Genomic DNA, 24,609 nt, shown 5'->3' on the forward strand with positions numbered 1-24,609 from the left:
CTATCCTATCCTAGTCGAAGGTTGCGGAGTCGTCAGGTTCTGCATCGCGCCCTGGATTGCCGATGGGATAAACGCCGGACTCTGACCACTGCGATTACCTGTCAGGGTGTTGAGCTCCTGAATCATTCGCTGGTAGTGTCGATTCAGTTCTGTTTCATTCAGCTTCGCCGTTGTGGGTCGCTCACCCTGATCTACTACTAATTCATCGTCGTCTTTATTATCTCTGTACAGGCTGCTCAGGTCGTTCAACAGCTGTTTGCCCCTGCGAATGACCTTGTTCAGAAAGGACTGGTTTCGGTTGCCTTCACCCCCAGTGGCCAATGAACCCTCTGCCATGCTCTCATTCAGTGAGCGCGTGCCATTTGGCTGTGAGGTATCCACTTTCGCAAGCACCTCGCTCATGTTAAGCACCCGGTTATTGACGATCAGGCGCTCAACGGTCTCGCCTTTCCCGCTGAAAAAATCTTGCACCCGAAGGCTCCGGGTGGCATTGATCGGATTGGTGTTATTTTCGCTGTTTTTCAACAGATTCTTATTCGCTAAAACAGTCAGAATAAGATCCTCGTCCGACTTTTGATAGCGCAACGTCTGGCAGTCATGGGTGTTAATCTCGAGCTGGTCAGCCGTGCCCGTGGCGTTTGCCAGAAGCCATTGGCTGTTACCCGTATCATCGCCAGAGAAACGGTAAATAGAGCTTTTTTCATCAATTACATACTGATGGCCGGAGATGGTTTGCTCTGAAAGTGAATAACCAGACTCGAGTCGTTGACCGATCATTTCCTTGTTATCCAGAATGCCATCATCCAGTTCCAGACTGTCTGGCCAGCCATTGGTGTAGATACAGTCAGGGTCCTGCCAGGTGCCCATTCTCACTAGAGGGTCGGCACCGGACGCCATCATTTTTATCCCTTCAGGCGACGGCAGACGCTGGTTGATGATGAGTTTGTCAGGGGCATAACAGTTCAGCGCCCGAATTTTTCTGATTGGCTTGAAGGCCTGGGTTGCCAAAGCAATCTGGCCATTCCGGTAGATGGTTAGAAACCCACTGTCATCTATTGTCATGGCCAGGTGCTGACGTGGGGAGCTGAAAAATTGCCTGACCCTTCTGTGAAAGACCCTGGCACCCTCTGTTAGCCTGACCTCCAGTCCCCCGGATTTCAGGCTCAGGCTGATGGCATCAGAGCCGCCAGCATCAGCAAAATGAACCAGCGTACTCCCGGCCCCTGTTCCCCAGCCGAGAGGCAGGCCCCGGCGAATCCGGGCTGCCAGAAAAAAACGGCCGCCGGTGACCGGAGGCGGCATCAGGCGTGACAAACCGGCTGGACAAGGAACCTGGTCCTGGTCACTGCTGTCAGTGGCATTGCGCTGCTCCAGCGAACGCCAGCTTGCTGCCTGCACATCCGCAAGGCTGACACCAGCCATTCGAATACGGTTAAACGAAGAGGGGGCAAAGAACAGTTTCACGGCGCTATTTTCCCTGCCATTCTCCTTTGAATTCTCCAGCTCCAGACTGACAAGATTATTGCCGGAGCCGGGGTGGACACTGGCACCGCTGCTTTTGAGGTGGAAAATATCATTGCCCGAATCGCCGAACAGCCCGGCCCCCGGCTTGACAGTACCCGAGATGAAGAACACGTCATCACCTGGCCCGCCATGTACCGGTGCTGTGATATTGCCAAGCCGGTAAGTGCCATCCAGTCGTTTATCAACCGTCAACCTGGAGTAATAGTAATTTCGAAGTTTTTTGCCGCTAAGCAGCCTGGTTCCGTTGTTGCCCGGAGCAATCGTTGTCAGGCGCCAGATATGCCGTTCCAGACTGTTGATAAAGTGCCCGGTGACCAGGCTGCCATCCTTGCGCTCACAATGGGGAACGTGCTGTAAATGGATGCTGAAAAATAAGTGTCCGGCGTCGTTCACATCCAGACGGGTATAATTTCCGGTCAGTCGCCATTCCAGCTTTTCAGGCTGCACCCCGTGCAATACCAGGGTATTCCCGTTGTCCCGGTCAACGATTTGGGTGCCATTGGCCTGCGGGTAAATAACGTAAATATCCGGCCCCAGATCGCCAGAAAGCAGGTCAGGCCCCAGGTTCGCCACCATCCGGTCAGCTTTCGGGCTGCCATAATGCTCGTTGTATCCAGCTCCTCCTATGGTGGAGGTGATTGAGCTGTTGCCCTTGATGCGGGGAGAGGAAATTCTGAAAGTATCATTGCCACCCCCGCCATCGACGACAATCCCGGCAAGGGCCGGAATGTTGAAAATATCGCCGGAATCGGGGCCCTTGAAAATCTCAAAATTACTGATAGCTGTCGGCCATTTTTCGAAGATGTTCTGTGATCCGGGCCACCTGTTCGTAAAATACACATGACCTTTGACGTTTTTATCAGGAGGGCAGGATCCCGAATCGCTTGCAGAACAGGCAAGGCTCGCTGTTTTTTTTCTTAAAGACAGGTTGAGCCGGACAAAATGCGGCTCGATGGTCATCTGGCTGAAATCTATCGTGTCGGTGCCTGGACCACCGTTTAAATGGGTGACCTTCGGCTGCTTCAGAAGAAAAAGGTAGTCATCTCCTCCCCTGCCATTAAAACTGTACAGGGAGCCTCTGGACACATAAATATTATCTTTATCATCACCGGAAAATTTGATCCTGCCCTTCCCGGTGTCCTCCAGGATAAAGTTCCTGACCGTTAAACTATTTTTCAGGCCGACAGTCACAGCACGACTGACGGGCAAGTTAAAGAGCAGCGTATTGGCACCACTTCCTCCGTCCAGAGAGGTGCCTCTTTGCCAGGGAGCATTAATGATGAGACGATCATCTCCATCCCCCATGTCCACCTTGTCCAAACCACCTCCGGTGCTGAAAATATCCGTACCATTGGAGCCAAAGTAGGTATCATTTCCCGAAGTCCCGGCCATCTGGTCGATCCCACTGAATACAGTCTGGTGATAACGCCAGTGGCCGGTTCCATCGGTATTCTGCCATCGGGTCTGGGCGATCCCTTTCGTCACATTGACGTCTATCCCATCCAGTTGATAGGTTGAGGTGATAACCTTGACGCCAAGACTTCTGGAGTGTTTCTGCAGAAGCCGGGTACCGTAAATAACAGAAAGACGCTCGTCGTGTACTAACTGATTGTATCCCTCCTTCCCGGCAATAACGGTCGTATTGCCCATGCCGACAATAAACTGGTTATTGCCTCCCATATCCTTTAAACGATCATGACCTCCCATGCCAATTAATACGTTATCCGTAGACGGGTTGCCCGTCAGCTGATCATTACCCGGACTACCCAGTATGATGGGGATGCCAGAGTATGAGTCTGAAGACAAGTCAAGATGAACCGCCGGCAAAATCAGAGAACTGTTGTATGAGGGAGAGGCACTGCATGTGTCACGAAAATAAGTATCAAAACCATAATTCAGCTCCAGCATGGCCAGGGTTTTCGCCATTGGCTGACCGGGGAACAGCTCGGTCCATTGCTCCGAGTCAGTCCATTTTGACATCTGTTTCATGGCCAATGATGTCTGGCGGCCCTGTTGTTTTCTGCGACCGTCCGCATGGGTCTTAACCAGTTTTAAACCCAGTGTGTGCCTTGGCCTTAGAAAGCTGACACCATGCTTCTTAATGGCGGGAGCTGCACCTTCAATAAGCAGCTGCTGTTGGCCAAGCTCCAGGGTCAGTTTGCGTAGAAAACCATTCTGTGGAGTACAACGGTCAGAGACGAAACCAAACTCAATCACCAGATTGATATGATGACTTTCCTGGCTGCCAATCCGATGCAGACCAGCGCCCAGTTTTTCCCCCTCATTGGCAAGGCGCTGCAGCCTGGTCTTTTTACGCCATTGCTGCCGGGGAAATTCACCCAAAGGTTTTTCCGGGTGACGGTTTAATAATGCCAACATCGCCTCTGTGGAAAAGCGATAGTCATCCACTCGCTTTCTGACCCAGCAATTGGCTTTGTCTAAACGAACAAAACCCCAGAGGGTGGTGTTCCTCAGGCTGGCCAGGGCCTCAGTCATGGACAGGGAAGCATTTTTGCCCGCTACTTCCTCCCAGTAAATACTGGTATTGGCATGTACCTCAAGGCCGGATAAACCGGGAGTGTGAAAATCAAGCTTCATATGCTTATGTGGCATTGAAGGGTCAAGAGCCAGGTTCAGGCTCTCGTCAAAGGGATTGATCGTCAGGCTGGCTATCTGATGGTCGCTGCACCCGTGATCAAAAATCCCCAGCGAATGACCAGCACTGGCCATTTCCCGGTCGGGGGCACCTGACGTTTATGGACGTGAATTCGGTGGTGACCTAGATGGCTGCCAGGACGCAGCATGATGGTGTCTGTGTGAGTGCCCGTGTAAACCTCGTGGCTACCCTGAACCTTACCGTCACCCAGCACCACTGTGTTAAAACCGCTGCGTAACCGGATAGAAGTGCTTCCGCCGATGGCGACCACCGTGTCGTTGCCACCCCTCAGGTCCACGGTATTGGTACCGTTGGTGACAATGAAAAGGTTATTACCGTGGTCTCCCCAGAGTGTGTCATTGCCAGGGGAGCCCTGGATGACCTCTACCTCTATCAGCTGCTCTCCCTCCGACTTAAAGCGGTTGGCGAGATCCAGCTTAAGACCTTTTTTTCTGCCAAGGTAAGAAACGGTGTCCGTGCCGGGACCTCCATGGACCCGGTTCAAGCCATTACCCAGCAGCGCCTGATCATTACCCGGGCCCAGGGCTATCCAGTTAGTCCCGTTGCCATTGCTGGCACTGACAAAGTCATTGCCGCCCCCGGTATGAACCTCATTTTTACCACCCCACAGGTAAATATTGTTGGGCTGGGCCGTCCCTGTCACGGATACACCTTGCGTCGACCCTACTACATTTTCAACATTGGCAATCGACCCTCCGGTTGCCAGCAGCTGTATCACCGTCGCGTAAAAGATGCTGGGGTCATTGGGCCTGGGCCTTTCTCCGCGCTCCCTAAGTCCGGTCTTGCTGAAATAGTAAAGATCCCCATTGGTTTGCAACAGGTAAGCACCCCGTTCCGAAATATACATATGACCCAGTTTTGTATAGCCAATGTTTACTTTTTCATGCTCGTAATGGACGTGTTTGGACTTGACTCTGCCAACGTAAAAGTAGGTCTGAAGGCCATAGTGATCAGAAATTCGTTCTACTTTTGTGTGCTTTGCGTCATACCCCGTCAGCAAATCTTCGGGGGGTAATTTTTTATCTCGGGTTGCACGATGGTAATCCGCTTTTATCGATGACAGTTCGGCAATGTACATTCTGCCCGGGCGCAGATTTTCTTCCATGCTATCGCGTGGGTTAGCAGAAAAACCGGACTGATAGCCATTGATGCCGAAGCGGCGTGAAAGGGATGGTTCATTCCATGTTTCCTTACCATCCGGCGCGTCGCGGTTAACTCCATGTTTTTTCAGATATTCAGGAAAAAGGTTACCCCAGTGCCAGGTTTGCAGGTTAACCTCGAATAATGTGTCAGATTTCGTCCAGTTAAGGCGATAGTAATGCGTTTCCGGTTTTATGAAGTAGAATAGAGAGTGCCTTAAGTAAGGAATCTTGATCTCGCTTGGCAAAATCAGGGTGTCATTGCCAGATCCCCCATAAAGAATTCCCTTGCCCAAACCCGGTTCAAGCCGGTCATTCCCTGAACCACCAAACTGCTTTATGTAGCCAAGGTCGTCTATAAGATGGTCATCATCGGGACCTCCGTACTGAATCCTGCCGTTGATAATGGTGTCTCTACCCGGTCCGCCGTAGCCGAGCCCGTAGTTATATGGCAAACGGAGGATGTCGTTACCTCTGCCCCCATAAGCTACCCCTGACTCACCAATCCAGATATCGTCATCACCAGAGTCCCCAAACGCCGTCCCTGATTTTATGATCCGGATAATATCGTTGCCGTCGCCCCCTTCCGCCAGGCCTTTCTCAAGCGTCAACCGGTCATTGCCTGACCCGCCGTACAGCTCTCCCTCGTCGATGATCAGGGTGTCATTGCCACCCAAACCATAAAATATCTTGTAGCCTTTCTCGCCACGCATGTAATCTTCCAGGTTCGACCCCATCTTTGTACGGCGCCGGTTGACCCGGTCGGTAAAGGCAAGGCCTTTTGTGGTACCAGCCAGTGATCTTTTTTGGGTTACCGACAATTCTTCCAGGTTATCCTCATACTTGCTCTGGTGAAGAAACTCCGTGGCATCGGTATGGTACTCAAACCTTGAAAACCCTTTTTTTCTCGAAGTCTTTCGCCATGTTGTCCATGTATCGTGCAAAGCCATCGCCTTGCACTATTGCGTCGAACTCCTGCCGGGCATTGTTGGGCGGCATGAATGCCGCGATAACGGTCTGTATGACAGTGAGCAGCTGGCCGACCAGGTCGGCAATCACACCAAACGGTGGAAAAAAGTCCAGCACCATGCCGACAAGATCCAGGGCAATCGAAATCGCATCCAGGGCGATCATCATTTCGTAATAAGTCGCCTGGGCATCGTTGCCAGACGCTCTTGCATCTCTGGCGGACATCTCATTAGAGGTGATGGAAACAACGGCACCTGCAATACCAATGAAACTGCCTCCCACCGGCACCATCCTGGTCACGACCCTTGAGGCTTTTGCCGCCCTGGTGGTGGTCTTCAAGGTCTTGAGACCAGAGCCTGCGGCATCGCTCCCCTTGATCAGACGCTTGCCACTGCTCACCAGCCAGTGGCTGGTCATCGCCAGGCCATAGACAGAGTTGCCAATCTCCAGGCCGGCCCCGGCATAGGCCAGGTTCCGGGTTTCATCAGGCAGTATGTGGCCGTATTTCTTCAGATTCTCAATGGCCTGGATACCACTGGCAAGCCCTACAATGGATTGCCCCGCGCCAACACCGACTTTGATACGCCCGTATGTTTTGCTTCTGTCCAGCTTATCGAGCATGCGGGTAACTTTTCCGGGCCGCTTCTTCGACCCGCCCCCCGGACCGTTGGCATCAAAGCCACTCCCTCCGGGATGATCTTTGCGGGTCTTCAAGCCCTCCATGAACGCCTGGTTTTTAAGCAGCTGCTCTTTTACATACCGGGTATCGTCAGCACTGTAGCCCGAGTCATTGAGCGAACTGACAACACGGTCAATCACCTGCTCTGGCGTCAGCCCCTGCTGCTCTGTCAGTGTTTGCCGGAATAGATCAAGGAACTTCTTGCGAAACACCGGGCTGTCCTGAATATCCTCGGTGGCCACCGCTGCAAAACGCCCTTGTTCCAGCAGCAGGAAGGCGTCTGCCAGTAACCCCTTGTCACCGGCAGTCTGCCTGATATGGTTGAAACGATCACTGACCTCAATGGCATCCAGGTGCCCGCTGATCCGGTCCATCAGGTCCATCGCCGTCCTGACCGGTCCGGAGCCGTTGCACAGCACGCAGTCTGCATCGGGCAGCCGTGTTGCCTGACCGGCTGGCAAACCCGCCTTATCCAGTTTCTGCAGGGCCTGCCGGAAATGAGATTCGGTCATATCAACGATGCCGGTCATCTGGCCAAAATCAATATCGCTCCTGAGTGCTGTCAGGCTGTCGGCCACATTCTGGCGAATCTCCCTGGCCAGAAGGCGGGATTCAGAGGAGCCCTCCCGGTTCAGCCTGTGGGCCATCCCGATAAAGCTGGTCAGACGTTCCAGCAGCCCGGAAAGCGTCAGCTTGCCCTCTTTAACCGTGAACTCGCTGACCAACGACTCAGGCGACAGCTTGTCCATGCCCTCTGGCAATTGGATTCGCTTCTGTTGCAGGGCCAGGAATGCTTTTGTCTGATCCTCCGGTTTCTGTGCCTGGGCGGCTTGCAGCAGAGCCAGTGCTGCCGCGGCGGTCAGCGGACTGTCAGCAGCGCCATTGCCCAGCACCAGGGTGCGTTGGGCAGGCATCAGGTAGGAGGCATCGGCGGTGATTGAAGGGTCGGTCAGCACCCGCATCGTCAGGTTGCCAGAGGTCAGTGAAAACGTCCTTTTCCCGGTCAGGTTCAGCAGTCCATTAAGCCGCTGATAAAGCCCGGTAGAGATCTTTTCAGGCAGGGAACCCAGCGCGCTGATCTCTGCTACAAGTAACTTCCCAGCGATGGTTTCGGCCAGACCTGCCGGAATGGCTGACTGCCGGGCATAGTGCAGAAAATAGTGCAGGAAACTGTCTGCAAACCGCTGGCGGGTGACATCGTCCATCTTGTCAATAACGGCATTGACCTGGCCAGTCATGTCAATGTCTTTCAGTTCCCTGAAAGTCTCATAATGGCGTGCCAGCTGTGACAGGTAAGCCTCAGTGGTTGCAGCGTTTTCACCCGGTTTCAGGGGCTGGCGCAACAGCCTCTTCAGGCCATCCTGTGACTGGGGGGACATCAGTGGGAAAGGATTGCCCGGGCCCGCCGGGGTGATTTTCAGATAGCGCCTGTCACCGTCTGCCATCACCCCATGTCGGGGACTGCTGGCGATGGTTTCAATGGTCTCAGGCTGCCACGGTAAAGCCTGCACAGACCTCTGGACGTCCTGCTGCGGGTGAACAGGCAACTGGAACGACCTTCCGACCTGCTGTCGCAGTTTTACCGCCTTCTGGAATACGGTGTGCACATCTTCATTCATATTGGCCAGCAGGCCAGTGTCAAAACGCTCCCAGCCCAGCCCCCGGGCAACAAAAGCGCAGGCTTTTTCCAATGCGGCGACCATGGATGCCGCCGATCCAATGGGAGGCAAATTAAGATTGTTGATAACTTTGATATCGCTGTTAGGCAATATGGCCGTTACCGCATCGGTCACTCCCAGGTGTATCTGGCTGGCTGGCTGCCCGTTGCTCCCCAGAACCTGATCCATCTTCCGGTAGATAAAATGAACCACCAGCGACTTCAGGTAATCGCTGATAACGAGCCTTAGCCCGTAATCTTCGTAAATCACCTTTGCCCGATAGGACAGGAAGTTTTCCGCTGCCGCCCGACTTAACCCGAGCAGGTTAGGGTCGAGCAGGGATTCCATGCCGGAGCCGACAGTCCAGAAGGCCCGGTAATCAGCGTCGACCTGCCTGGAGGTGGAGGGCGGGGGTCTATACGAGGCGATGTTATTATCAAGGCCGGGATCTGGAATCAGGGGAGCTGAGGATTGTTTCTCATTGACGACCTTGTTGAAAAGAGTGCGCTCACTGTCACTGACTTTAATTTCTCCTTTAGAAAGGCTGTCCTTTATTGCCTGAATCCTGGCTTTATCATGAAGCTCCAAATACGCCACTGCCCGGCGGTAATCGGCTTCAGTACCTTCAGCTAACAGCAGGTTATGATGGCCTTCGACCAGTTGCCGATAGAGGCTTGTGCCTGAAGGCTTGTCAGCCACCGGGGTCAGTGCGTATTCGCGAGTCAGTCCCAGGGGGCGCGGCTCATCGTCAGGCAGTGTCGCGGTATTGATCCCGAACTGCTGCCGCACCTGCTGGCGCAAGGCTGACAGCGGTCCATCACCGTTCTCAAGAGCCTTCAAGAAACTGGCACCCACCAGGTTCGTCAGGGTTTCCCGGAAAATGAACGGCCTGTTCTTGTCCTTTGTGCCCAGCAATAACAGGACCTGGGCACTGTTTTCCTCATTCACACTGACACGGCTGTCCACCAACGGCCAGTCAGGCCGGGGGCTGATTCTTATTTTAAAAGGGCTGGCATCGGCAATGCCCGCGTCTCTGACGGGTTGCACCAGCGCCTGAAGAAGGTTCGATAAACGTGACTCACCCATCCCCCGGGCAATGAGCTGAATGTCGTTCTGTAATTGCTCTCTGTCAATACGGCCCTGCCGTTCCAGCCTGCGATAAGGCTCCATATGGACAATCAGCCTGATCTGCAAAAGACGGTCTGGCCAGCGATCTGGAAGCTCAACGCGAAAGACCTTGCGGTGATCTTCGCTGTGGATCAGGGCGTAGCCGGGACCCTGGTCAGCAAAAGCCAGATCATCGCGGCGCCCCAGTGTGAAGGTCTTTTGCCCATTGGTGGTCTGAACCCGGGCCTGGTGCCGCCCCATCCCGGTATCGGGAATGAAAGCCATGACCTCCCGGCCCGGGCCTGATGGCAGTGGCTGATTTTTTTGCAGCAGATCAAACCACTCATTGGCTTTCAGGGCATTCATCCGCAACCCGACCGGGTCTGGGGTTTCCAGACCCTTAAGCCGTTTGTGGAAAAAATACTCCGCCAGCAGTGCCTCACCATCAGACGGGGATGACTGGCTGAGCAACCCGAGAAGCGTTTTATCCAGTTGGCTCACCTGCTTCGGGGATAAAGGCGACAAAGTTCGCTCGATCGCATCCCGGTAATAATCCGGGTCAGCCGCTGCGGGGACCCACTGCAGCTGCGTCCGCAAAGCCGCCACTGCCTGCGGGCTGTCAGGCGACTCCTGTCTTAACCGCGACAGCAAACCGGTCAATTCATCCCCTGCCGGGGCGGACAGGGGGCCTTTCTGGCTTTCAATGGCGATAAGAGGCTGATCACCCAGCCGGGTAACCGGTTGCCGCCGGGCGCTGGTCAGGGCGAGGGTTTTGCGGCTGCCATCGGTGACCGGCACATTGTGGCGGGAATCCTCGCCAAGAGGCAGCTGTCCGGGGGCACCCCATTCAGTGCGCACCGCTTGTGCGTCCGTTAAAGCCTTTTCTACACGGCTTAACCAGGTGGACACACCTCGTTGTTCTGCCTCCGTGAAGGCGATGCCCCGCCGGTCTTTCAGGGCATCGGTGAGCACCGCTTCAAGATGCCCGGCCAGGTTATCAATCCCCGCCAGCGCCTTCAGCTCGGTGTCATCGAGTATTGACACGACCACATCCACCGGATCAGCCAGAAGCGCCGGCTGCGCAGCCACCATCCCCCGGCTGACCAGCCCGCTCCAGGCCACCTGTGTTAACAGTGCACGGAGATGGCTCAGCGAACCACTCGCGCCGGACAACCGGTCAACCCATTGGTTGCCATGATACTGGACCCGCTGAAACAGGGAACGGGTTTCCATATTCCCATCCCTGATCAGCTGACCAAAGCCGGACAGAGGATCAGCAATGGCTTGATAGGCAATCCGGACCCGCTGGCCGGTTTCCACGGTAGTTATCTCACCGGCGGTAGTGACGGTCTGAACCGGTGTGTGTGCGGCAGCTGTGCTCTTGACAGCCTTCAGACCGAACTGCTCCCGAAACTGGTTTTCCAGTTGCAGCAGCGTTCGGTCCCCGGTGATTTTTTCCCCCTTCAACCAGGTCATGGCGATGGCCGGTGAGCCCGCCTGGTCCGTGCTGGCCAGTGCGGCCCGACACAGATCCTTCAGGACAGAAGCCATCGTCCCCAGATAATTACTGGTAGAGTGGCGCTGCCCGTCCAGTACCGCCGGATTCACCTGCAACACCACGAGCCGCTGACCACTGACCTCCCCGCTGCCTCCGGGACGATAGGGTATCACCCGGTCAGCGGGCGTCTGACTGCCCAGCCTGACCACTAACCGGAGATGATCGGGGGGCTCCATACCGGGCAGCAGTTTGCTGTCCAGTTCCGTCATACTGGCGGGCTTGATGAAACCGGCGGGGAATCCCAGGGCGTTGACCAGTCGCTGCCCTGCGGAGGTGGTCACAAAGACCCTCAGTTCGGACAGAAGCCGTTCGGCCTGAGTCGCCAGCGGCTTGCCGGAGCGGTAATCGGCAGGAAGGATCACGGCGATCCGGTCATCGGTGCCTGGCAGCGTTCTTAGCTCGGCACTGTCATCTAACAGCAAGTGATCTGCCCGGCGGGCGGCAGCCAGCTGATCTTCCAGCGGTTCTGACGGGTTGAGTTTAAACAACCTGTTTGTATCTGACGCAGCGTTGTCCAGCTTCAGGCCATACACCGTCTGGCCATGGTCGTTTTTCTCCAGCACCGGAATCAGGGTTTCCCCGTTACTGCTGTAAGACGCTAACAGCCGATCGCCAGGTTGCAGACTGACGGCGCGATACTCTCCGCCATCTTCCGAAAGCAGCTGATAAACCTCACCATAGTAACGCCTGACCGCCACGAATGTGCCAGTATCCGACCCAGCCTGAATAACACGCTCAGAATGGGAGTCATCAATACCGAAGATACTGTCATAAACCGAAGACTCACCCAGCGGCGTCACTGTGACATCACTGCCTGAGCGACTGAGCACCCGATACAATTCACCCTTGTGAGTCAGGAACTCAACCTTGTAATAAGGTTTGCTGGTATCGGTGTCGCTGATATCCCCACTGTCAATGTCCAAAAAGGGGCGGTCTGCCAGACTTTCCGTCAAAAGCTGGCGGGTTTTGCATCCGTCCACCCCACGCCGACAACGTCCCCCTGGAGGATCCGGGTCAGGGGCTTCCATAACAGCGTGCACCTCGCTGTCAGACTCAACCAGCTGATAGGTCGTTGATGGCACAAACCCGCTTGCGCCCGCTACCGGGGCTGTCGAACTGAGCGATTCTTTAAGTGTGTCTAAATAGTTAATCAGTTCCCACTGAACAGGTATCTGATTGGTCAGAACTTCTTGCAATAATTCAAGCTGTTGATGAGTAAATGCCCCCCTGAACCGGGCTCTGTTACTATCAGACAGGCTCTGATCAAACTCACGCAGTGCCCTGGCGAAGCTTTCAATACTCGGATCAGCCCGGTTTGCCTGAATGTAGTCCGAGACCCTGCTCAGGCTCAATGAGAGCAATTCAGTATCCCGGGTGAACAACCATCTCATCGACTGTTCAAAGTCTTCCTGGCTGGAAGGTAACCCCATCCGACCAAAATAATGTTCAAGAGTATCCTGATGGTTGCCAGCCAGAAGAGTATCAATGTTATCAAGGGTATTATCCCGGTTTCGTATTGCAGGCAGGGAAACCCATTCGTTGCGAAGGCCGAAACCAACGACTTTGCCCAGTTGCCTCAGGTACCTGACCTCTCCATACCAGGTAGCCCGAAACAGCTCGGCATCAGCTGCCTCGACACTTTTGGCCAGACTCATGCCATACAGATCTGTAACGATCACGTCAAAGAACGAATCGCTTATCGCATGGTTATTCTGCATCCCAAGCTCAATGATGACCGCCGTATCCCCGACCCGCAATCGGGACTCCTTCCAAGGAATATGAGGGTTTAACTGCCAGTGGACAGGCAAACCCGAACTCAGGTTAACCGACTTCTTTCGTAAGAATACCGAAGTACGGCTTTCCGGCGGTTCCAGGGGCTTGCGCTTGTGGAAATTTTGGCGATAGTTTTTCGGTCCCTCGTTATTGATAACTCTAATAAGCAGCTCGACATCTCTCTGGAAGCTGCTGAATGCCTGTCGGCGGTCCTGAATGGCTTCCCGGTACAATCTTTCGCTTTGGCTCTTTTCAAGAAACGCCGGGGGAAACTGGTCACTGAGTGATCCTATCAGCAGCATCCGATCCGAATCCAATCTGAACGGTGATGTGCCGACTTGATCCGTTACCGGCACCAGAGATCCGGCCTGCAGATGGAACTCGCGCCTCTCATAGGTATTCAGCTTGATGCTATGGCTTTCGTCTGCAAGTAATTCCAGATTCCTGATGCGAAAAGCCGGCGGTGTCCGGGTTTGATCACTCTGACTGATCTGACTGTTCACTTCAGCGAGCTGGGGTTCGGTAAGAGCAAGGGCCAGCCGCTTGATGTCGGCCTCCGGATACTGGGAGCGATATTGACCAAGTGCTTCCACCACCCTGAAACGCGACGCTTCCGACAATGAAGAAAAGTGCTTCGAAAACCACGGCCAGTCTGCGTTATCCACCCTGGACATCGCCAATTCAATAAACGCACGGGTCACCTCCTGATCACGCCCCAGCCAGTGGGGTTTCAACGCCAGCTTGAGATGACCCGCCAGGTTATCAGGCTCTGCCGCTGTTCGGCTAAACAGGCGCTCCAGATTGCCGCTTTGACCTGGCAGGACTGCGTCCAGAAGATAATGGTCATCAGTCCCTATAAAGACAGCTCGCGATACGCTGTCTTCTGACATCAGGCCGGTCCAGAGTTCCCGGTACTCTCTGCCATCCGCCATGGGTAGCGAGTAAAAATCCGACAGCGTGGCGGGCAACACTTCGGCTCCGTTGGCAAGGCGGTAATCCAGAGCCGTGCCCAGCAGGTCTTTAATTCTGGTCTCTACTTTCGGGTCTGGAGTACCGGGTATTTGCTGTGCAAGGTCATTGATTTTTACTTTCAATCCATCAGTGACCTCTTGCAGGTCAAAGCTTTTGATGTAGTTATTGAGTGTGGACACAGCATTGTCGGAAAGGTAGGTGTGGATGCAGTCTGCCAGCCTTAGCCCAGGAAACAGGGCTCTCTCCTGCGGATTGTCCCTCGATAGCCGGAACAATAACAGGGCAAACATTGACCTTAACTGGGCATGGGTTACTCCATCACCGCCTGAAGTCTGGGCAATAGGCTTTACGAACCGGCTGGCGGTCTGCAGGCTGGCCTGCAGCCGTTCCCCCTCAGGACTTTGACTGTCCCCAAACAGTGCCGCAACCACCGGCTTGCCCAGATCCTCAAAGGGAAGCCTCAGGGTAATTCCGGAATCTGCCTCGCCGGTGGCTTTTGTCTGTTGGATGTTTGTCTGGTCATTTTCAAAAATTAACTGGCCCAGTGCGCTGTCTTTTTTTACCGCCTTTGTCTTGGCAAGCCGTTTTTGAAAGGCCCGGACCAAATCCTTGTTATTAACCGGACCAGACAAGGCCGAGACGGTTTTGTCCAGCGCCTGAAAAGCGGCGTCCAGTAAAGGCCGGTGCTCATTCAGCTCGTCGGGGGACAGCGGGGCTGTTATCAGTTGCAAGCCTGGTTGACTGTTGAGCCATTTCAGGGTGATTAAAGGTGAACCATCAATGTTTATCGAGCTTTTGGCCTGCAGGCTTTCCGGTTTGGCAGATTTGTCGATGGTATAGGTTTTTTCAAGGATTATCCGGCCTGATGCATTGTCCTTTTTTATAGTCCTTGTGTCGGCAAGCACCACTAAGGGGGCAAACCCCATTTGCTGGCGAACCATTCCGTCAATGTCTTTAGCGTCCGGGAGGTCAGCCTGAGCGTTTCCCTGCAGATCGTATCCGGATTGAACCAGGGCAGTAAACACTGGAATCAGGCTGGATGAACTGGCTTGTTGACTGACAGCGGTATCGGGGTTGATAACCACCTTCTTACCAGAACGAGTGATCGAAATAACGATTTCCCGCTTCCCGTCCACCGTTTGCGGGGCATCAAGCTTTAAACGATCTGAGGATACGGCATTGTCTTTGAGCCCCTTCTGGTAATCTTTACCCAGAGGCGTTGTGAGGAAGTCCTTAATACCCTCGAGTAATAAAATATACTCCGTTTTGCCATGGCGAAGGTAATCAGGGGTGACGCTTAATTTGATGACCTTGTTAATATCGAGTTCAGTGATGCTCTGTTGTGAATCGAGATTAACATAATGTTCGTCAAGACCCTTTAGATCTAATATCGAATTCAGTCCGTTAATTAATGATGGGCTGCTCTCCTTCAGAGCCTGCTTCAGAAAAGTAACTCCGTCACTCCCGATGGCCTGACGCAAAACCAGACCCGCCTGGTAATCCGGAAGATTCCTGTGAGTCTCTACCAGTGCCGAGGCAAAAATATCCAGAGATACCCCGGGGTGTTGACGCCGGTGGTTCAGAACCCGTTCAACCGCCTTTGTCAGCCCGACCTGATCATACCGGGCGGTTAAACCGTATATGACACGGGCAAAATCCCCGACCGACCCGGAAGCAAACTGCCAATTGTGATCGGTGCTGATGCCATCAATAAATCGTGTGTACAAGGGGCCTGTCTGGTCTGGAAAAGCAACCAGCGCCATTCCTGTGGTCAGGCCATAATGGCGACCCGTCCCGACTGACAATCCCCAGATTGCCCGCAAGGCGTTTTGTGCATCACTGAGCGCTGCCACACCAGGATGGTTGATCAGGGCTATTCCAAATAATTTCCCAATAGCGATAGACTTTCGGATATCAAAAGTCGCGTCTTTGATTCCCACCGTCAGCCTCGGCAGGTCGCTATTCAGGTGACTCTGATACAGGTATCGTCCGGAGTCGGAGGTAATGGTTCTTTCATGAAACAGACGATCCAGTGATATCCCGTACCTGGACAGCACCTGCCCCGACGCAAGAACTGGTTTAATAAACCCTTCACCTTCAACACCAGAAAACAAGTTCAGAATTTTATAGAGTTCGGTGGGCAGGTTTAACTGTACCAGCTGTCGCCAACGGGCGAGAAACAGAGTGTGTCTATCAGCCTCTGTCGCAGGAAGCTGTTGATCCTCGGGGGCCACCCGCTGAAGGTTAGTGTCTGCAGACACGATTTTTTGCAACTGCAACAAAGTGCCCCAGGCTGATTCTGACTGCCCGCCAGTGATTGCCCTGAACTGGGCAGTCAGCAACAACTGACCCAATTTGCCCTGCACGGTTTGCAAAGGTTTGAACTTATTGTAGGAGCGGATGACATGCTTCAGCTTTGCGTGGTTGAGTTGACTCAGGCGCTTAAGGATGGACTGCTCCACCCAATCCCGGTATTGCGCCGTTTCGGTTTCAAAGGTGAACCGGTTACCAGTTGCTGGCCCTGCCGTTTGCTGATGTATCTGCTGATCTATCCGGTAAGGCGCAGTTCTGGTTGCAAGGGTGGGCCGGTTACCGGTTGCTGTCCTTGCCGCTTGCTGAAGTATCCGCTGATTTATCCGGTAACGCTCAGTTACGATGTCAAGGGTGAGCAAGCTTTGGACTTTTTCAAAAAAGATCATGTCAACGTCCGGGTTGGCTCCTAATAAACCCGGATTCTGAACGGACTGTATCAGCGCAGTGATTGAATGACTGGGAGGGGCAGAAACGATGCTTCCAAGATCAGGCAAGGGCACTCGAACCTCTATGGTGGCGAGGTAACGGACTTCACCCTCTTCACTGACATAAAAAGAGACACCTTGTCTTGATGGTCCATTTAAACTATCGGTGTAACCCAGCTTAGGCTCTTTGTTTTTGCCTTGCGGTAATTCAAAAAAATCTGACTCACTAAGGGGGATAGTCATCCTCCCATGTTCGATACGGTAATCCAACAGGTCAATAAACAGCAATTTTAACCTGGCTTCCAGTTGCTGTCTGGGTACATTCCATTCTATGCCGGCCCCTTGAGCCATAGCTCCCGTACTGGCCAGATCATTAACCATTTCCTGCATTAAAGAAAAAAAGGCTTCCCGACCGTACTCCCCGATGGCTGACTTAAGTTTGGTGGCATCCACATCAGAGATGACCGTCATTAAAAAATCACCAGTACCCAATCTTGGTAATCCTTCAAGTTTAATCATTAACGAATTTCTAACGCCAAGATCTCCCCTCACAAAATTATTCGTTGAACTGTCTAGTGCCTGCTTGTACAAATGAATAGCAAACATGGATTTCAGTAAATCAGAATTCAGATTCAACCTTTCTGAAATGACAGAGGCCTTATACTGACTCAACTGAAAAACCAGCCTTGATACATCATTTTGCCTCTGGGCAATAAGATTAGAAATATAGGATGTTATATCCCCAATTCCGCCAAGGTCGACCCCAATATTGACCTGAACAGAATAAGGTAATGACTTTTTCTCTCTAGCCTCGGGCGCCAGTGAGACTTTATTATTTTTTGATTCATCATTAATGATTAACTTGAATTCATTTTTGGGGTTATTGCCAAGTAACTCGCTGTTATAATCCTGAACCAAACTTCCTAAGGTATAGTCACCCTTAGGTATTTTCCGGGTAGCAGAGTTCAGCGTCTTGATAGCGTCAAATAAAGCCGAGGATGGATTCTGATACTCCGAGAGAGGTTTTGGTCCGGTAACGATTTTAATGACAGAGCGATCACCATATTTATATTGATCGGTTCTTAGAACCAGATCAGGATAAGGGCCTGGAAGCTCAGCAGGTTTAGACTTAGTATGCGCAAGTTCTTTTCCCGGTTCAGCATCCACATTTGTGAAAGAACTCACTAATTCAAGACCGATCTGTCCTCCATGGATATCTAAAGGAATCTTTGATGATTCTATGCCCTTTTGTAATATCTTGACTTTATTAACAACAAGTTCATTCAGAATCTTTTTCCGAATGGTGTCAGAATCGCTGCTGGTTCCTTTCAAAAGATTTGCTGCAACCATATAACGAGCCATCAGGCCTGATGAAATGTGATATTGTTCAGCCTGCAGTTTACCTTCGATGAAATACTGGCCCGGATCAATTTTCAGGACGCTACCGGCATTATTAACCATAACCGGAACGGGCGGAACGTTACCGGATGAACCGGGAGGCGTGATAACCAGTAATAACCGAACAGAGTCCGATATTTTGACCTGGTCGAAGCCGCTACCGACAGAACCATCAATAACACCCTTATCCACCAGAGTCTGCAGATTGCCAAAGACCTGGCTCTGCCCTTCCTTTAACGCACTGGAAAAACCCTCGAATTCAGAGGTGGTTCTGAGCCATCGAAGGGTTTTGATAATTTCCTTGTTTAATGAAAACAGGTATTTTGAAGGAATATCGTTTTCCAGAACATGTTTGACCAGCTCGGCAGAGAACAAGATCGCGATCTTCGACTCCAGGCCTTTATCGCCATAGGAGCCCAGTGTCACTTCGCTAATAATTCCGGGACTGTTCTCCTTGACGTCTTTGCCATAAACATCCATGCCATCAGAAGGCGTTTTGCCGGTGTACGAAGTTTTGTCTGCCGGGTTTTGTATATTACCCAAATCTGACAATAACCTGTCCCGGTCTCTAGCGGGGACATCGGAGCTGGATATTCGGTTTTTCAATATCTGATAATCGTTTCCCTGCAACTGCAGCGCAGACCGCAATTCCGAGTCCTGCATCTGTTTCCAGGAATCTGTGTGCGCCTTAATCAAACCCTCTACAAAAGTATTAACAGAGATCTGCGGCTGCATTGCAAGGTACTTAATGACACCTCTGACCGAATCGGTGAGTTTCCCTTTCTGAAGCAAGACATCCAGTGCCCACTGGAAATCATCCACCGTACCTTGGGCAAACCTGAGGTCGTGATCATCACTGCCAAGGATCAGCCTCTGGTAAACCGGATCGCTGTTGGTCGGTAATTTCCGCAATGTCAGACTGCTGTCAAAACCGTACTGACCGTCAGGATAATTATGGTAATCCGTTTGCCATATCTCCGTAACCTTGACGAGATCGGCTATGGTTGCTGACGATGCTTCCTTTTTTATGGATGCTTGCAGTTTGATAGACAAAGCCAGCCCGTAGGATTGGACCATCACCCGGGCCAGGCCGGTATCAGACGACTTTGATCGTACATCTGAAATACCTATCCGGATGGTGACAGGCTTAAATTCTTCCCATTGCCGTACGATCACATCGCTGTCCGCAATCGACCGGTAGGATTCGAATCGAAAATCAAACTTCAGTCTTGTTGCCTCCAAACCACTCTCTAGCTCCCATTTGCGCCAGGCCAGAAGGCTATCGATAAATTCATTCGGTTCATTGAAGAAATAATCAACCACACCCTTCAGCGGGTCTGGCAGGCCACCCAATTGCAACAGTTCGCGCAGCTGGGAGCGATAGGCACTGTTATTAGAGGACGTGATAAAAGAGGGCGAACGAACCCCCAGAACGATCTTCGGGGGAATATACTGATCCTTAGTGAAGGCTAGGGAAGGGTCCAGGTAAACGGTGTATTCGGGGTTTCCCAACGACGAGAATTTGATGGGTTTGTTGTCGTGATAAAGCTGACCGTACAATTCTGCGATCAGGCGCTTTTGCTGAAGATCCGGTGCGTTACCGCTTTCCAGGGTGGTGATTACGCTGCTCACCAGACGCAACCACAGCGGTTGTGCCAGGCTTCGGGCAACCTTACTTTCTGCGTTGATGTTATCTGTCAGTGTGGCCACATCAGTCAGCGACAGTTGGGCCACTTTTTCATAAAGCTGCGGTTCAAGCAAGTCTGGGGTGTGATAAGAATAGGCTGACTCAATCGTCTTTATTAACGTCTGAGCATTGCGCTTCTCCAACGGACCTGAGGACTGAAGCATAAACAGGATATTGCGCAGATTATCCGGAAAAGTCCGGCTGTTACTTTCAGGCACACTCACCAGAACATAGGTTTCACCGGAAGGATTGGTGACAACGGGTAGGTAATTATTGTGCATGTCGTCATCAAAAACCAAAGACACAGGCCTAGTAAAACTGACAGGTCCAATCGGTTGGCGCTTCCTTTTGCTCACCCCAAGCGAAAGGGTGTTTTGAAACCATTGTCTCTGCTCATTGCTTTTCTTGTCGCTCAGTGCCAGCCCTTCTTTGTCCGCCAGAAAATGACCTGATAACTCTTTCAGCGTCTCGACATACTTCTGGCTCAATCCGGAAAACCCATTTTGTCTCTCTTGGGTATAGAGAGCCAACAGATCCTTCTTTGCCAATACAGCAGCCACCAGGCCTGCGCTGGAAACCCGGAACGGGTTTATGTTATTGCCACCGGGTGCCACAATATCCTGCAAAGACCCAAGCAGCAGGCGAGTAAACAAAGCTGCCATGGCATTGGATGGCGAACTTGCGACTTGCTGGGCCAACTGATACCCCGCCTGCTGGACCCGGAAAAAATTTTCTTGCTCAAAGCGATCGCCATAGGCCAGCAAACCAACCCCCGAGAACGGATCACCGAGTGAGTCTGCGCGGACAAAGGCGCTCATGTGAAGCGCTCTTGGTGCCTCGGCCTGTGCAGAAGGCAGTTCAACATCAGCAACCGGCAATGACATCAACCGGTAAGGGGAAAAATCATCACCGGTAAGTTGTTGCAGCTGACGGTTGTAATGTTCGATCAGGTCGGAGAGTTTCTGCTTGCCACTTTTTTCAATAACCGTATCAAGCAGTAAATGTTTGGCCTGGTCGATACGTGGGTCAGGATCGTTACCCAGTTGCACATAATCCCTGCCGGGGGGCAAAGCGGGCGAATCCAGGAGTTTTTTCACCACCCCTTCTTCAACCGGGCGCTGGCGGGCAACTAATTGCCCTTGATCGTCTGGCTCAAGTACCAGCTTGACGCGACGGTCTGATTGTGACCACAGGATACGGTTTTCACTTTGCAGGATGCCAGTCCATTTGCGGCCCAAACTATCCACGGTCACCAGGGCGTCACGGAAAGTGATACGTTTTGTCTGGATTTCACCAAATAGTGTCCTGGCGAATTCTTCCACAGGGTAATGCTCAACAGAGTAATACTCTGCGCTGGCATCAGTGCCACAGCCCACTATACTGACGGTATTGACAAAGCGCTTGCCGGTTACGTACTTAAGCACATCAGCCACTTGCTCAGCCGTTTGCCCGCCCAGGAGAAACTGGTCAGAATCGCCTTTTTTACCCTGCACTTTACTACCATGACCAACAATAATAATACGGGTGTCGTCGTTAAGAAAATCAGCCTGCAATGTCTCAAGATTAATGTCGAGGTCTGTCTCCGGGTCAACCAGACGACGATGACCATCATTAATAAAATTAGTTTTAGTTATCTTAAGCTCAACGTCACCGCTTTTTTCCGGCTGAACCCGATCGCCATAAAGCTCCAGGACCATAAGGCGGCTGAAATAGGGCTCGTATTTATTTTTCAGGTATCGGCTGGCTTTGATTTCATTCTCGGTGTCACCCAGCTGGAGAATGATCTGGTTTTTATAACGGCTGTCTTGCTCAGAGGTCAGGGCATAACGCACGGTTTTATCTGTTTTGGCCACCCAGCTATTGTATCTCTCAGGAGTATCGATATTGACTAAATCAGTGTTTGCGGAGGGGTTAATCAGTAAGAAAAATGGTTTTAATTCATGATCGATCAAATCCTTTCTTTCAAAAAAATCAGACACATAACGGCGCTCAACTGTCTTAAAAAGCTTTGGCCCGGTTATAAAAATTGTCGACTTGGATCCAAGCGCTATTCCATCTTTCCGATATTTCATAATATAACGGGCGCTGTCTTTATCAATATTCCATTCTTTGGCTATTGATTTTACAGCTTTACTTTTATCAATATCAGAAGCATTTAATGGGTCATCGACTTTTGCACTTTTAATCAATTGATAACGTTGCCTAATTTCTTTCTTAACTGCTCCGAGAACTTCACTGTTTGGTGGCGCAATAATCACGCTACTGGTGTAAGTGGTTTTTTCTCCATATGACAAATGCGTTTCCATAGAGCCAGGAATAACCTTGACCGACTCTGGAAAAACAAACAGAGGCTCTTTGTTGTGATTGGCGATAGCTTCTTCAATGGCCTTAATAAAAACAGGGTATTTTTCCTTTGCGCTGTTATAGCGTTCATCTTGTTCCTGGGCAGGCGCCTTGTTAAAAAACAGCTGTTCCGGCCCCGGCTGACCAAGATAATTCATAATTGCACGATTAATTAAATAACCCCGCTTGCCTTCGAATACAATTTCTCCTGGCGTGGTAATATGTTTAAACAACTTCTCGTTAAAAGGAGGTAGTACATCGGCGTCAAAGTATACCCCCCCCTGTTTCATAATTTCTACTTTTGTCACGTCCGATGCTGGGTCTAATAGTCCCCTATGGCCAAGTTCTTTCAAATACCACCCTTCCAGGCTGGGCTGGCCTGTCAGGCTGGCTTCATTAGCTGCCTCCCGCCAGATTTCTTCGATATCTGCCAGCTTGAAACCCTCAAATGGAGAGTCGCGCCGAAGTTTGATCAGCTCATTGTTGAAGTTCGTGAATTCCTTCATGGTTTGGCTTTGTATTGCCTCTAATGCCCCTCTATCCATGCCCAAATGTTTAATTAAAAATACCTTTGCCATTTTGTCGAAGGAATTACCCTCAGCAATGCCTTTTTTTATAGTGCTGTAGGCCAGATCTTGCAGATGATAAAGACGTTTCAAAAATTCATCTTTGGTATTTCCATCTTTCAGGAATGATTCAGGTATTTTTTCATCTGCAACCGCCTTATATATTTCCTGGGCAAGCACGGGCGCCAGAAGCGCTTTCGGGTCGTACCAGAGTGTTAGCGGCCAGGGAACCATCTTAACCCAGACCCTCAGATAGTTTTTAACATCTTCATTGAGACGACCAATCCAGATACAGTGAAGCCTTTCAGGTACTTCAACCAGAGCATCCATAAGGTACTGCTTTATTGTGGCGTTCAGGTGGGAGACTGAAGCACCGGCACCACCCTTAGCAAGAACGCTGGACAGGTTTTCCTGCATCCTATAGACAAGACCGTATTTGTTAAGGGTGGTCCCTTCCCGACGAAGTTTGTCAAATTGAGTAATCTTCTCCTCAAGCGATGCTAAATTATCTGAACTAAGGTCATCTAAATGCGGCTTCAGCCTGCGCTTGAACATCGCCAGGGTCGGGATTGAATCATCGGGATTGACGGGGCCCAACAGCCCGCTGTTTTGTGCCAACACAGAAGACATCTGTCGTAGTCTAACGTTAGCTTCAACATAGGGGCCTTTTTTAGGCAAGTATTCGAGGGCGACTTCATCGCTACTCGTGCGAGAGACTTTCAATCGGTCAGGCCTGTCGTCCAGTGACCAGTTGACCAAACCCGTGTCTGAAAGCAGGCCAACCCACAGACGCCCCCAGATATCGACCCTCAAAAGACCGTCACGACCAGTCACTGTCCGGGTTTTTGTTGCTTTCAGGATATCTTTAAGGTATTGACTGACAATCCCGTTGTGATCAATGCCTGAACCTATCAGGTTGATGTTTTTAACCGGGGTATCGCCGGTCAATTCATTGATTTTTTGTGACAGGTCTGACGCGCTTTGTCCACTCAGGCTAAACTTCTTCCCCCCCGATGCACCAAGGCCTACTACATGAATTCGGCTTTCACCGTCCAGAAATCGGCCAATATCAGCATTGTTGACCTTTGCACCAGTCTCTCCATCTGACCAACCATCGCTCTCGCTAACCAACCAACGGATTGAGTCATAACTGTCTGGACGTTGTTTATATTTGAGAACCAGGTAACGGCTGGCCCTGGCAATCGGGTTATCACCACGAGGCTCCATCTGGATAACCAGTTCTTGGCTGTATTGGCTTCTGTTCTGCGAATCCGTTCTTATAAAGCTCGCGATAGCATTTTCCTGATCCCTGGCAGCGACCGCTTCAGCAGGAATGGTAAAGTATTCCCTGGAAGACAATTGAAGTGCATCAAGTAAAGCGTCGCGGCCTCTGGTCAAACTCATTGCAGCCTTACTTTTCTTCAGGGCGAGATCACCGTTCAGGGCCTGATGCCCGTTCGCAAACGGCAACCCTGTGAATCGATAATAAGCCAATCCCTGAGGAGAAATATTGCGATCTTTAAAAATCGCCTCTTTATATTGGGCAGCGCTCCAGTTTGTCACGCTGGTCAATTTATATTCACTAATCTTACTATATTGTGATAAGAGGTTTTTTTGAGTTGATTTTATGGTTGGGTTGCCCCGCGACGCAGCGAAAAATAAACCCGGATTTTTTTTGGGTGGTACGTAGACCCCACCGGGAAGGACTTTCACTTTTCCCAGAGGCTGAAATAGCTGCGAAGAATCAGAACCCGCCACAAGCTTCTCGATATTGCTCTTTAACTGGGGGTATTTTTTACCGAACCAGGCAAGATCATCTGA

3 protein-coding genes (1 of these 3 cut by a window edge) are annotated in these 24,609 nt (G+C 51.6%); all 3 read right to left on the reverse strand.

The genetic code is table 11. The features are described 5' to 3' along the window. Tightly spaced (each overlapping or abutting the next), the 3 genes in view from P6910_RS09140 to P6910_RS09150 form a layout consistent with a single transcriptional unit that may run on beyond the window. Entirely contained in the window at positions 1 to 4,254 is a 4,254-nt protein-coding gene (locus P6910_RS09140) for a calcium-binding protein (protein WP_317145964.1), read from the reverse strand. After that, complete coding sequence (locus P6910_RS09145) at positions 4,194 to 6,284, reverse strand: calcium-binding protein (RefSeq protein ID WP_317145965.1); 2,091 nt, start codon at positions 6,282 to 6,284, stop codon at positions 4,194 to 4,196. Before P6910_RS09145 ends, P6910_RS09140 begins: the two co-directional genes overlap by 61 nt. Further along, positions 6,223 to 24,609, reverse strand: partial view of a TcdA/TcdB catalytic glycosyltransferase domain-containing protein gene (locus P6910_RS09150; protein WP_317145966.1) — the 3' portion only. 3,984 nt of this gene lie beyond the right edge of the window; the window shows 18,387 of its 22,371 coding nt (coding positions 3,985–22,371); the start codon falls outside the window, past its right edge; its stop codon occupies positions 6,223 to 6,225. The genes P6910_RS09145 and P6910_RS09150 overlap by 62 nt, the downstream gene beginning before the upstream one ends.

This window comes from Endozoicomonas sp. 8E (assembly GCF_032883915.1).
Classification (GTDB): Bacteria; Pseudomonadota; Gammaproteobacteria; order Pseudomonadales; family Endozoicomonadaceae; genus Endozoicomonas_A.

Coding starts and splice junctions, on each gene's coding strand:
- P6910_RS09140 (WP_317145964.1), bottom strand. CDS start 4,254: ATGGCCAGTGCTGGTCATTCGCTGGGGATTTTTGATCACGGGTGCAGC.